Source organism: sulfur-oxidizing endosymbiont of Gigantopelta aegis, from assembly GCF_016097415.1.
GTDB lineage: Bacteria > Pseudomonadota > Gammaproteobacteria > GRL18 > GRL18 > GRL18.
This window is the reverse complement of record NZ_JAEHGE010000001.1, coordinates 4,126,575-4,139,407: the sequence shown is the minus strand read 5'-3', so window position 1 is coordinate 4,139,407 and position 12,833 is coordinate 4,126,575. Positions and strand designations below refer to the sequence as shown.

Annotated in this window: 13 protein-coding genes and 3 pseudogenes; 5 read left to right on the top strand and 11 right to left on the bottom strand. The window is 39.7% G+C overall.

Annotated features, from left to right (window positions below; translation table 11 throughout):
* Positions 1-12: 12 nt before the first annotated feature.
* From JEU79_RS21575 to JEU79_RS27035, 6 genes and pseudogenes are all read right to left on the bottom strand, one after another.
* Positions 13-876, bottom strand: a complete 864-nt coding sequence (locus tag JEU79_RS21575; protein WP_198263029.1) for an IS3 family transposase — start codon at positions 874-876, stop codon at positions 13-15.
* A gap of 41 nt (positions 877-917) precedes the next feature.
* Positions 918-1,175, bottom strand: a complete 258-nt coding sequence (locus JEU79_RS27040) for a transposase (protein WP_198266583.1) — start codon at positions 1,173-1,175, stop codon at positions 918-920.
* A gap of 66 nt (positions 1,176-1,241) precedes the next feature.
* Positions 1,242-1,515 (bottom strand): annotated as a pseudogene (locus JEU79_RS21570) (transposase); the annotation flags it as partial.
* Between the two features lie 119 nt (positions 1,516-1,634).
* Positions 1,635-1,841, bottom strand: a complete 207-nt coding sequence (locus JEU79_RS21565) for a hypothetical protein (RefSeq protein ID WP_198265710.1) — start codon at positions 1,839-1,841, stop codon at positions 1,635-1,637.
* A gap of 46 nt (positions 1,842-1,887) precedes the next feature.
* Entirely contained in the window at positions 1,888-2,286 is a 399-nt protein-coding gene (locus tag JEU79_RS21560; protein ID WP_198265709.1) for a hypothetical protein, read from the bottom strand.
* Between the two features lie 130 nt (positions 2,287-2,416).
* Positions 2,417-2,512, bottom strand: a pseudogene (locus tag JEU79_RS27035) (SCP-2 sterol transfer family protein); the annotation flags it as partial.
* Positions 2,513-2,586: 74 nt separating this feature from the next.
* On the opposite strand from JEU79_RS27035, the pseudogene JEU79_RS21555 reads away from it, so the two are divergent.
* A pseudogene (locus tag JEU79_RS21555) lies at positions 2,587-3,735 on the top strand (IS3 family transposase); the annotation flags it as partial.
* 279 nt (positions 3,736-4,014) lie between these two features.
* Here JEU79_RS21555 and JEU79_RS21550 read toward each other — a convergent pair.
* Complete coding sequence (locus tag JEU79_RS21550) at positions 4,015-4,284, bottom strand: hypothetical protein (protein WP_198265708.1); 270 nt, start codon at positions 4,282-4,284, stop codon at positions 4,015-4,017.
* A 12-nt stretch (positions 4,285-4,296) separates the two neighbouring features.
* Complete coding sequence (locus JEU79_RS21545) at positions 4,297-5,244, bottom strand: IS1595 family transposase (RefSeq protein ID WP_198262526.1); 948 nt, start codon at positions 5,242-5,244, stop codon at positions 4,297-4,299.
* A 306-nt stretch (positions 5,245-5,550) separates the two neighbouring features.
* Here JEU79_RS21545 and radA point away from each other — a divergent pair, with 306 nt between their 5' ends.
* On the top strand, positions 5,551-6,942 hold the full coding sequence (radA, locus tag JEU79_RS21540; protein ID WP_198265707.1) for a DNA repair protein RadA: 1,392 nt from the start codon (positions 5,551-5,553) through the stop codon (positions 6,940-6,942).
* 12 nt (positions 6,943-6,954) lie between these two features.
* Here radA and JEU79_RS21535 read toward each other — a convergent pair whose 3' ends face one another.
* The 3 genes from JEU79_RS21535 to JEU79_RS21525 form a co-directional block, all read right to left on the bottom strand.
* On the bottom strand, positions 6,955-7,569 hold the full coding sequence (locus JEU79_RS21535; RefSeq protein ID WP_198265706.1) for an FHA domain-containing protein: 615 nt from the start codon (positions 7,567-7,569) through the stop codon (positions 6,955-6,957).
* Between the two features lie 413 nt (positions 7,570-7,982).
* Positions 7,983-9,278 (bottom strand): HlyC/CorC family transporter, encoded by a 1,296-nt coding sequence (locus JEU79_RS21530; protein WP_198265705.1) that lies wholly within the window; start codon positions 9,276-9,278, stop codon positions 7,983-7,985.
* Positions 9,279-9,313: 35 nt separating this feature from the next.
* Entirely contained in the window at positions 9,314-10,117 is an 804-nt protein-coding gene (locus JEU79_RS21525) for a cytochrome C assembly family protein (protein ID WP_198265704.1), read from the bottom strand.
* Between the two features lie 174 nt (positions 10,118-10,291).
* Here JEU79_RS21525 and ffh point away from each other — a divergent pair, with 174 nt between their 5' ends.
* The 3 genes from ffh (at position 10,292) to rimM (ending at position 12,829) form a co-directional block, all read left to right on the top strand.
* On the top strand, positions 10,292-11,668 hold the full coding sequence (gene ffh / locus JEU79_RS21520; protein WP_198265703.1) for a signal recognition particle protein: 1,377 nt from the start codon (positions 10,292-10,294) through the stop codon (positions 11,666-11,668).
* Between the two features lie 275 nt (positions 11,669-11,943).
* Positions 11,944-12,192, top strand: coding sequence for a 30S ribosomal protein S16 (gene rpsP / locus JEU79_RS21515; RefSeq protein WP_198266116.1), 249 nt, complete (start codon positions 11,944-11,946; stop codon positions 12,190-12,192).
* A 19-nt stretch (positions 12,193-12,211) separates the two neighbouring features.
* Positions 12,212-12,829 carry a ribosome maturation factor RimM gene (gene rimM / locus JEU79_RS21510; RefSeq protein WP_198265702.1) on the top strand — a complete coding sequence of 206 codons (618 nt, stop codon included), beginning with the start codon at positions 12,212-12,214 and terminating at the stop codon, positions 12,827-12,829.
* Positions 12,830-12,833: the final 4 nt, after the last annotated feature.

The window sequence follows — 12,833 nt, the reverse complement described above, 5'->3', positions numbered from 1 at the left end:
AGCTTTGATGTGTCAAGCTATTTCCTGCTGTATTTCATAATCGACTGGTGACAAATAATCATTAGCCGAATGAAGTCGCTCCCGATTATAAAATACCTCAATATATTCAAATATTGCCTGCTTTGCTTCTACTCTGGTTTTGAATCGACAATGGTGCGTCAATTCAGTTTTCAAACTATGAAAGAAGCTCTCTGATACAGCATTGTCCCAGCAATTTCCTTTGCGGCTCATAGACTGAATTATGTTATGATCCGACAATATTTTTCTATGACTATCAGAGGCATATTGGCTACCTCGGTCAGTATGCCAAAGCAATCCATCCATTGGTTTACGCTTCCATATGGCCATCAGTAAAGCATCATTGACTAGCTTGGCTTTCATTCGCTCATCCATCGACCAGCCAACAATTTGCCTAGAGAATAAGTCAATGACAACCGCTAAATATAACCAGCCTTCCTTGGTGGCAATATAGGTAATATCACCCACATAGTAGCGATCAGGTTGAGAGACAGTAAACTCTCTTTCCAGTAAATTTGGAGATATACGCTTATTATGCTTGGAATTAGTCGTCGCTTTAAAGCGTCTCTTCGTTTTACAAAACAAACCGGCTTTTTTCATTAATCGACCAATTCTCCGGCGGCTTATATGAACGCCTTTTTCAGCCAGTTTTCTTTTTAAGACGACGGGTTCCATAAGTCTTGCGACTGTCTTCAAACAGTTTTTTAGCTGCTCAGTAAGCGCTTCATTTTCTTTCTCTCTATCCGTTTTAGGAGAGCTAACCCAATCATAATAGCAACTACGGGAAACATCCATAAAACGGCACAGAATCGTTACCGGGTAATCTTTAGCCTGATCAGTTATCCATGCGTACTTCACAAAGTTTCCCTTGCAAAGTACGCTGTGGCCTTTTTAATAAATCACGCTCCTGAATCACTTTTGCCAATTCTTTTTTTCAGACGTTTTACTTCATCATAAATGTGTTCATCACTTCTATTGGCTACCGTCTTCACCGGTTTGGAATATTTACTGATCCAGGTATGTAGAGTATTTACATTAACACCTAGCTCCCTGGCAGTCTGAGAAACGGGTTGATCCGTCTCATTAGCTAATTTGACAGCTGATTCTTTAAATTCTGATGTATAGCTTTTATTCGGTTTTTTTGTTTGATCATTCATTTTAGGTCACACTTTTTATCTTTTAGTTATTTTAAGTTGTGTGTCCGGTTAAGTATAGCCACATTAAACATCCATAAAACGGCACAGAATCGTTACCGGGTAATCTTTAGCCTGATCAGTTATCCATGCGTACTTCACAAAGTTTCCCTTGCAAAGTACGCTGTGGCCTTTTTAATAAATCACGCTCCTGAATCACTTTTGCCAATTCTTTTTTCAGACGTTTTACTTCATCATAAATGTGTTCATCACTTCTATTGGCTACCGTCTTCACCGGTTTGGAATATTTACTGATCCAGGTATGTAGAGTATTTACATTAACACCTAGCTCCCTGGCAGTCTGAATTCTTTAAATTCTGATGTATAGCTTTTATTTGGTTTTTTTGTTTGATCATTCATTTTAGGTCACACTTTTTATCTTTTAGTTATTTTAAGTTGTGTGTCCGGTTAAGTATAGCCACATTACTTACGGATTTCAACCGGCATCAGTCGATAGGGATCTGAAATTCGAATCACAGAAATACGAATGTATTCATTTAAGATAGTTTGTTGGTTGTCTAATTCAAGATCAAAAATTCCGAGGCGTTCAGCGGTATGATAAATTTGGTTTAATTCAAACCAGACGTAAGAGGGCTCTGATAGGTATTTTTGATAGCGTTCTATCAGCAAGCAAGAGAGACTATGAATAACTTTGTAACAGGCTTGGGGTAAAAAATCACCTAGGTGTTTTTGCCATTAAATCATCATTGTCAGTTATTTGTTTGATGATGATTTTATAGGCTGCTGATATTTCTACCAATAGAAATTGTATTTGTTTACTGATTTCCAGATTTTTTTCATTAAGTGAGCCGCTAGTGCTAGTGGATTTTTGGATGGTTTCATCCAATATTATTTTGATGGTGGGTTCAAGGATATCCATGACCTCCATGCGGATAGTAACATCGAGGTCGATACGATTAATCTTTTTCAGGGTTTCTAAAAAATAGCTGTGAGCTTTTGAATTGTTTGAAAAATCAATTTTTTGCAACCATTCATTAACACCCTTTGGTGTCACTTTATTGGCTTGCTCAGCAGCAAATTTAATTTTTGGTAGACGTAATTGTAATTTATACATAATTCATAGTGTTGCCAGATAATTATACTGAGTATAGAGGACTATGTATATTATGTCATATTTTTTCCTCGGAATTTACATGGTAACAGTTTCAGAGTAGAAAATAGGTATTCTATTCAAGGCGATTATTTTACACCCGACCCATCACAGTAAAACTTTTAATAAAAGGACCCGCCATACGAGGTTCTTTTATCATGGCTTTGTAATCGCCATTGGCAAACTTTAATGTGGCTATACTTAACCGGACACACAACTTAAAATAACTAAAAGATAAAAAGTGTGACCTAAAATGAATGATCAAACAAAAAACCGAATAAAAGCTATACATCAGAATTTAAAGAATCAGCTGTCAAATTAGCTAATGAGACGGATCAACCCGTTTCTCAGACTGCCAGGGAGCTAGGTGTTAATGTAAATACTCTACATACCTGGATCAGTAAATATTCCAAACCGGTGAAGACGGTAGCCAATAGAAGTGATGAACACATTTATGATGAAGTAAAACGTCTGAAAAAAGAATTGGCAAAAGTGATTCAGGAGCGTGATTTATTAAAAAGGCCACAGCGTACTTTGCAAGGGAAACTTTGTGAAGTACGCATGGATAACTGATCAGGCTAAAGATTACCCGGTAACGATTCTGTGCCGTTTTATGGATGTTTCCCGTAGTTGCTATTATGATTGGGTTAGCTCTCCTAAAACGGATAGAGAGAAAGAAAATGAAGCGCTTACTGAGCAGCTAAAAAACTGTTTGAAGACAGTCGCAAGACTTATGGAACCCGTCGTCTTAAAAGAAAACTGGCTGAAAAAGGCGTTCATATAAGCCGCCGGAGAATTGGTCGATTAATGAAAAAAGCCGGTTTGTTTTGTAAAACGAAGAGACGCTTTAAAGCGACGACTAATTCCAAGCATAATAAGCGTATATCTCCAAATTTACTGGAAAGAGAGTTTACTGTCTCTCAACCTGATCGCTACTATGTGGGTGATATTACCTATATTGCCACCAAGGAAGGCTGGTTATATTTAGCGGTTGTCATTGACTTATTCTCTAGGCAAATTGTTGGCTGGTCGATGGATGAGCGAATGAAAGCCAAGCTAGTCAATGATGCTTTACTGATGGCCATATGGAAGCGTAAACCAATGGATGGATTGCTTTGGCATACTGACCGAGGTAGCCAATATGCCTCTGATAGTCATAGAAAAATATTGTCGGATCATAACATAATTCAGTCTATGAGCCGCAAAGGAAATTGCTGGGACAATGCTGTATCAGAGAGCTTCTTTCATAGTTTGAAAACTGAATTGACGCACCATTGTCGATTCAAAACCAGAGTAGAAGCAAAGCAGGCAATATTTGAATATATTGAGGTATTTTATAATCGGGAGCGACTTCATTCGGCTAATGATTATTTGTCACCAGTCGATTATGAAATACAGCAGGAAATAGCTTAAATCGATTGATTGAAGAGGGGTAAAAGGCGACATAAATGCCGCCCATTACCGTTGACGGCCATCGGCTCCTCAGCCTGTGCCGTGAAGATATTGTAACAGGATCATTACCGTTGTGAAAATACCTTGGGTGAATGGAACGGCTCTATCGTTCCAGAGGGCAAAAGCCCTTTCTCTTCATCTGTTTAAAGTTAACATGAGAAACTAAAATGATAGGAAATACAAAATGACAAAAATCACTTGAAAAATATTTAGAAAACTGTCCGGAAAAGTGTTGACACATCACTTTAATTTGCGAGTGGTATAGGCTGCACCTAATCCCATCATGCCCATTTCTTTTTTCATCCAGCTTTTCCAAGTATCTTCTTTTGCTCGTAAGTCCCAATTATTATCTTCGCCATTATATGCACCGGCAGCAGTTGCTTTGCCATTTTCAATATGAATAATGCCTCTAGGCTGTTCCTCTCCGTCTATACCATAAGCGATGGTTGAATTAAAACCGATTTTTGCAAGTTCACCGGCTAGTGATGCTTCGTTATTCCATTCCGTCATAAATCTTCTTGATTACCCATAAAGCTCCGCCATTTTTAGGAGCTTTCCATTCATAGGTGGCGTTTTCATCGCCACGCATAAAAACCTTGGCATCATGTCTTTTAAGTTAAAGCGTCTATTAAACCGATAACAAAATTCAGCAAGATACCGAGGTAAATGTTTTGAGTTAATGGAATGATAGCTTCCCTTCATAGAGTTTTTAATATTACCTATCATAGTGTTAACCCAGATAAACTCAATTTTATCAACACTTGCCGCACCACCACCCGTGACGATTGGAACATGCTTACAGTCAGCTTCTTTAACCGCAGGAAAACAATTTAACCCATCTGAGTAAACAGTACTTCCAGGTGTTAAATGAGTTTGTGCCCATCGTTTTATTTCACTGGATTTAAACCCTTTAAGCACATTTAAATTCATTGCAATCGGGTGTCCATCTTCATTAGTAGAAACGGCTGCAACGAACGGTGTTTTATTTTCTGAACCACGACCTCTGGAGCCGCCTCTGTGCTCACCACCCCAGTAGGCATCATCAATTTGAATGATGCCTGATAAAGGTTTACTGTCATCACGTTCTTTCATAACCTGCATGATCTTTTGTTTCATACTCCAGGCTGTATTGTAGCTTACCTTAAGCTGTCTCTTTAATTCTAATGCTGAAACCGCTGTCTTCAATTGAGTCATAAGATGAATCGCTAAAAACCACTTAGATAAAGGCAGTTTGGTACTATCAAATATTGTCCCACAGGTTGCTGATGTCTGATGATGACAATGGTGGCACTGATAAAGATGGCGATGTTCTAGAGTGCAATAAGTCTTATTGCCACACTCTGGGCAAACAAATCCATCAGGAAATTTCCATTTAAATAAGGCTTGTCGGCACTGTTTGTCAGTGCCATAATCATTAAAAAGCTCAAATAAACTATAACCTTCTTGAAACTGAATTTTATTTTTTGACATCATTCTACTCCACACATAATCTATACTTTAATTATAGTATAATTATAGTATAATTATAGTATAATTATCGAAATATGGCGGAGCTTTGTGGGTAATCAAGTAAATCTTTTCATCCAGTCTTCTGAAAAAAGTTCCATGATGCTCTCCTTGTTAAGTTGCTTGATTAGTAATAAGTTGCTATTGAATTTTTATATTTATAACTTGATTCAGGTATAGTAATTTATTTTAGATACAAATAGAATGGTACTTACTAATATTCTTATTAAGCTTGGGGGAAGCCCTAGGCATTTATAGTGAAATGGGCAAATGGCAAAAAAAGATAAGGCAATATTTCTTTGTAACGAATGTGGTGACACGTTTTCCAAATGGCAGGGGCAATGTGAAAGCTGCGGTGCATGGAATACTTTAAATGAGTTTAAAGAACCGAAGGGTATTAAAAGTCCCAAAGGGCCAGTGAGCCTGAAAGGTTATGCGGGCGCAAAAGAGTCAGTGCAAAAGCTCAGTGATGTTAGGTTGGATGAATTACCCCGATTTAGCACCCAAAATAGTGAGTTTGATCGAGTGCTGGGTGGGGGAATTGTTCCTGGTAGTGTGATTTTGTTGGCTGGTACACCGGGTGCGGGGAAATCAACTCTGACTTTGCAGACTCTTTGCGAATTGAGTCATAACATACCTGCCATCTATTTCAGCGGTGAAGAATCATTGTCACAAATCGCTATGCGGGCTGCTCGACTTAAATTAGTGACTGAGCACTTGGATATTGCAGCAGAAACGGATGTCTTAGCTGTTTTAACCATGATCAACGAATTGAAAGTTAAGATAGTGGTGATTGATTCCTTGCAGTCTATGTATCATCCCGATGTGCAGGGCGTGCCTGGTGGCGTAACGCAATTAAAAGAATGTGCTCATGCGTTAACACAATATGCCAAACAAAATGGTGTGGCGATGATTGTTATTTGCCATACTACTAAAGATGGTGGGGTTGCAGGGCCAAGAGTAGTCGAGCACATTGCTGACGTGATGATGCATTTGTTGGTGATGGAAGGCTCACGTTTTCGTGAATTGCGTTCCCAAAAAAATCGTTTTGGTTCTATTAACGAGCTGGGTATTTTAGCGATGATGCCGGACAACGGTTATTTGCGTGCAGTGACTGACCCCTCTGCCATTTTCTTGAACCGTAGTCGCAAGCCTCATCCAGGTTCAATGGTGGCTGCGCTATGGGAAGGCTCTCGCTCCATGTTAGTCGAATTACAATCATTGGTGGTTGAGTCGAGTCAGGGCAATCCACGCCGTTTGGCGGTTGGCCTAGATCAGAATCGCTTGAATATGCTTGTGGCGATTCTTTTGCGCCATGGTAACCTGGCCATTTTTGATCAGGAATTGTATGTTAATTTGGTGGGTGGTTTAAAAATATCTGATCCCAGTACCGATTTGCCTTTGATTTTATCGATGGTTTCATCGTTTCAGGATCGCGTGATTCCACAGGACTGGTTAGCCTTTGGTGAAGTGGGATTGTCAGGTGAAATACGTGCCGTGCCCAGTGGTTTAGAGCGTATAAAACAGGCAGCACAGCAGGGATTTTTGCATTGCATTTGCCCCAAGGCCAATACACCTAAGAAATTGCCTACAGGCATCACCGTATATCCTGTAGATACCTTGGTGGAAGCTATTGATGCCTTGGATGCTATGCGTGAATAATACCGGAAGTATTTATTCTATATAAAATAAAATATCCTGAGAGCCAAGTGAGATTCGGCTATTGCTTGGCAATAGTGTGCTTTTCTCTCCAATGACTGCATTATTAACTTTGGGGGAAGCTCCCTTAAGATAGGAAATATAAAATCCATCAGCACGGTTAGAAATCAGCGCAACACTTTTTGCTTTATCATCGCTGATATTGGTCATGTTTTTCTTGATCTGAATGGTTTTGCCCATTCTTAGGCCATTTAGATATTGTACCCAACCCTTGCCACTTTTCTTCATGGTAACGGGTGGAGGCTCAGGTTCTCTGAATTCACGGTTTTCATTGCGTTCATCAAAGGTAAAAATTAGCGTGTGTTTCCCCAAACTGATTTGATCGCCGTCCGATAGTACGGCACTGGTATCAATTTTCTTGTTATTGATGAGAATATCGGTTTCGTTACCGAGTTCCTCTATGGTATAAGCACGATCTTCATAGGTGATACGAGCGTGATGAGGACTGACGGCCAGGCTATCAATGTGAATTTGGCACTCTGGGGCATGACCAATAATAAAATGAGTGTTTTGATCCAAGTGGTTAACACTCAATATGCGGTCTTTAAATAAAAGGCTCACTTGTGACACTATTACCAATCCTTACAAATAAATTAACGCTATTCTTTTTTAAGCTAATTTTTATTAAGCTAATCGTTTACTAAAGTGCAGACAGGCTAACTATAGTAAAAATTCTGATATTTTTCATGGCCTGGTTCACAATCTATCAGTGTTTAAATGAATTTACAGACAGACATTACAGAAGAACCGATAAACGGTTCAATCGGGTACGGGTTTATACAGAATAGTTAAGCCGAGTTCTGGATAATAATTACGAGCAAGTTAACTTAATAGTGGTGCGCTTCGTTCCTCAGCAGCACCCTACGCTTGTCTGCAAGTGATGTAGAAAGTAGGATGCTGCTGAGGAACGAAGCGCATCACAATAGTGCAAACTAAACAATACCGTTATTTATTATCCAGAACTCGGCTTAGTTATCTTATGTTTATATATTATCTTCGTCTTCTTCAAGCGCATCTTGCTGATTGATCTGTGGTTCAATTTTAACTGTTTTTACCGTATTCCCCATGATTTGCTTGATTTCAATAGGATAATTATCAATTAAGACGCTAGTGCCAGCCTCTGGAATGGACTCTAAATATTCCAGCATCAGGCCATTAATTGTTTTGGCATTATTGGTTGGTAAATTCCAGTTCATCATGCGATTTAGATCGCGTATGTTGGCACTTCCGTCTACAAGAATTGTACCATCCTCCTGAGGATGTACTTCTTTCATCAGTGTATCAGCTGGATCAGTGGTAAATTCCCCGACAATTTCTTCCAGAATGTCTTCTAAAGTGATCATGCCTTGTATATCACCATATTCATCGACGACGAAGGCTGTACGGCGTTTGTTATGCTGAAAATTAAGCAATTGTTTGTTCAGTGGAGTGGCTTCTGGAATGAAATAACAGGAGGCAATAATTTTCTTTAAATCTTCTTTCTTGGCATTGGGGTTGGACACAATACTCAATGCTTTACGTAAGTGTATAATGCCAAAAATATGATCGATATCATCTTCATAAACAGGCAGGCGAGTATGCAGACTATGGGTCAGCTGTTCCAATATATCATCCCAGCAATCATTAATATCCAGACCAACGATTTCATTTCGAGAAATCATAATATCTTCAATTTTTACGGCTTCTAAATCCAAAATGTTCAGTAGCATTTTTTGGTGTTTAGCTGGGATCAATGAGCCGGTTTCATTAACGATGGTGCGTAGCTCTTCAGGGCTTAGGGAATCATTGTTTTCAGGCTTATGGATGCCAAAAAGAGTCAGCAGGCCATTGGTGATGGTGTTAATAAAGTAAACTAGGGGATAAAATATAAACATTAGTCCCTTGAGAATATAAGCGGCAGGAAATGCCAATTGTTCAGGGTGTTGTGCAGCGTAGGTTTTTGGCGTCACTTCAGCAAAAATTAAAATAATAAAGGTTAGAATCCCCGTTGCGATGGCGATACCGGCTTCACCAAATAAATTGAGACCAATAATGGTTGCAATAGCGGAGGCTAAAATATTAACAAAATTATTAAAAATTAAAATCAGGCCAAAAAGACGATCCGGACGGGCAAGTAATGAACTGGCTATTTTTGCACCCTTGTGGCCGGAATTAACTAAATGTTTGAGGCGATAACGATTAAGACTGACCAAAGCAGTCTCTGAACCGGAAAAGAAACCGGACAAGAGGATAAGTACGCCTAAAACGGAAAGTAAAATACTAATGGGGATATCGTTCAATGCTCAGTCAACCTAATTTATGGATATTAACAGTATCAGACTTTTTGCAAAATGATTTCTAGCACAAGCTTGCTACCAAAATAGGATAGCATCAGAAAGATAAAACCGCCTAGCGTAAAGTGAATGGCTTTTTTTCCACGCCAGCCAAAATGCCAACGTCCCAAGAGAAGTGTGGCAAATAAGAGCCAGGCAATAATGGACAATACCGTTTTATGCACCAGATGCTGGGCAAAAATATTGTCCAGAAAAAGAAAACCACTGAGTAGCGCCAGCGTCAGCAGGGTAAAGCCGACGATGATCATTTGAAAGAGTAGCATTTCCATACTTTGCAAGGCAGGCAAAGAACGGATAAACCCACCGGGATGCTTGTTTTTCAAATAATAGGTTTGAATCAACAATAATACCGACTGACCCGCAGCAATGGCTAGTAGGCCATAAGCTAGTAGCGATAATAAAATATGTACTTCAAGTTCAAAGCTGAGATTGTCGAGTGTCGTCGCATTAGGCCAGAATAATTGTAAAAAGACCGCAATCGCTGCCGTGGGGAAAATTAATACACCCAGGGTTTCTACCGGTTTGCGGAATTCAGCCACTAAATAAAGTAAGACGACTAACCAGGAAACCAGCGAAAAACTATTAAGAAAAGAAGGGTTCAGCCCATCACGAGTCACTGTGTCGGCATATAAAATGATGGCATGAATAAGCAATGCCAAAAAGCCGATAGCCAGGATCTTTTTATTGGGTTCATCCTGAATAATTTTGGCATTTAACAGGTTGAAGCCTAACCAGGCTCCGGAAGCAAGATAAAGGGTGGCAGTAATAAATCCAGTTATAAACATATCAATTCGTCTGTGAGTGATTCGCTATAATAGAATGCTTTATTGCGAATGGCAATTATTTTCATGCTTGTTAAGTCAATAGTCTAGGCTATCTTGGCAAATAAGCCTTTCTAGTCTGTGGAATAGCGATTATAATACTCTGTTTTACAGAACATTTTAAGGTGCATTGAGAATATGTTTGATGGTTTAACGGAACGTCTTGCCAAAACGGTCAAGAATTTACGCGGTCAGGGACGCTTATCAGAAGATAATATCAAGGATACACTGCGTGAAGTCCGCATGGCGCTCTTAGAAGCGGATGTTGCCTTGCCAGTGGTTAAAGACTTTATCGAACAGGTAAAAAAGCGAGCTATTGGTAAAGAAGTCATTGAAAGCATTTCGCCCGGTCAGGCATTCATTAAAATAGTGAATGATGAACTTGTCGTCATGATGGGTGAAAGTAATAATGCACTGAATCTAAGTGCTCAGCCGCCAGCGGTTATTTTAATGGCGGGCTTACAAGGTTCTGGTAAGACCACCAGTGTGGCCAAACTCGCCCGCTTACTCAAACAAGAAAAAAAATCAGTGCTGGTGACCAGTGCTGATGTGTATCGTCCTGCGGCAATAGAACAGTTAGCGACACTGGCCAAAGAAGTCGATGTAGAATTCTTTCCCAGTGACACCTCTCAAAAGCCGGTAGACATTGGCCTCAATGCTATTGATTATGCCCGTAAAAAACATCTTGATGTGGTGATTGTCGATACTGCTGGTCGATTGCATATTGATGATGAAATGATGGGTGAAATCAAAAGCCTGCATGCTGCTATCAATCCAGTCGAAACCTTATTCGTTGTAGATAGCATGACCGGTCAGGATGCGGCGAATACCGCCAAGGCATTTGATGAAGCACTGCCATTGACTGGTGTGATTCTGACCAAAACCGATGGTGATGCGCGTGGTGGTGCGGCTTTATCGATTCGTCAAATCACGGGCAAGCCCATTAAATTTATGGGTGTGGGTGAAAAAGTTGATGCTTTAGAAGCTTTCCATCCGGATAGACTGGCTTCTCGTATTCTGGGCATGGGTGATATTCTCAGTTTGGTCGAAGATGCACAAAATAAAGTCGATCATAAAAAAGCCGCCAAGCTCGCTAGAAAAATCAAAAAAGGTAAGAATTTTGATTTAGATGACTTTCGTGATCAGATTCTACAAATGAAAAAAATGGGTGGCATGAGCAGTCTGATGGACAAGTTACCCGGAGTGAGTGACATTCCCAACCAAGTGAAAGAACAGGTGAATGATAAGGAATTGATCAAAATTGAAGCGTTGATTAACTCCATGACACCTTATGAACGTCAAAAACCTGAATTCATTAAAGGTTCTAGAAAAAAACGTATCACGGCAGGCTCAGGGACACAAATTCAGGATCTTAATCGTTTGTTGAAGCAATTTAAACAAATGCAAAAAATGATGAAGAAGTTTTCCAAGGGCGGCATGAAAAATATGATGCGTAGCCTAAAAGGTCGCATGCCACCGGGAATGGGTGGTGGTATGGGGAAAATGCCTTTTTAGAAAAACTCTAAGGGACTAATCGTCGCTTATAAATAGCGCTTATTTTGCTTCCAAACAAGCATCGAGTCATTGAAGCAAAAATAAGACTAAAAAAAACGAAATATTGCTTTATCTAAGTGTGGAATTAGAGTAAAATGCCCGTCTTTTCAGAGCTGGCTTAAGTGCCATGAAATCAGACCCTTTATTTACTTGGTTTTTGATTCTGCTTACTAAGAAAAAACAGTCCAGTTAGTTTGTTTCTGGAGCTTATTGATTTTATTGAGGAATTTAGTTTAATGGTTACTATACGTCTAGCTCGTGGTGGTTCTAAGAAGCGCCCATTTTATCAGATCGTTGTAACAGATAGCCGTTCTGCTCGTGATGGTCGTTTCATCGAAAAAGTTGGCTACTTCAATCCTATGGCGCGTGGCCAGGAAGTACGTCTTGAAGTGAAAAAAGAACGTGTTGAACACTGGCTTGGTCAGGGCGCACAAACTTCAGTTCGTGTAAACACATTACTTAAAGAGTCTAACAAGGCTGCTTAAGCCTGTTCTGACTTAAAGAATGTCTGAATTGTCTGATGACCAGGATTTACATATCCTGGGTAAAATCTCTGGTTATTATGGTGTTAAAGGGTGGGTGAAAATCTATTCCTATACCCAGCCCAGAGAGAACATTGTTCGTTACAAAGCTTTAAAAATAAAGCTGGGTAATAATCGCAATACATCCTGGCAAGACATTCAGCTGGATAATGGCAAAGCCCATGGTAAAGGGGTGGTCGCACATTTTTCCGGTTATGATAGCCGCGAAATCTCCGCAACCTTAATCGGTGCAGAATTAGCGGTTCAGCGGTCTGAGTTTAAAGCCGCTGGAAAAGATGAGTATTACTGGACTGATTTAATTGGCCTGAAGGTCAGCAACTTAGAAGATGTTGAGTTGGGTAAAGTTAGTCGTTTAATTGAGACTGCTGTTAATGATGTATTAGTCATTGAGTCGGCTCAAGACAAAACAGAAATACTAGTCCCCTTTGTTTTAGAACACTATGTGAAAAAAGTGACGCTGGATGAAGGAAAAATAATTGTTGATTGGCCAATTGCTTGGAATGAAGAGCAAAACAAGGACAGCGATAGTCATAGTAATAACAATGACGACAATGATGACAATGACAAGATCGATGCCTAGAGTG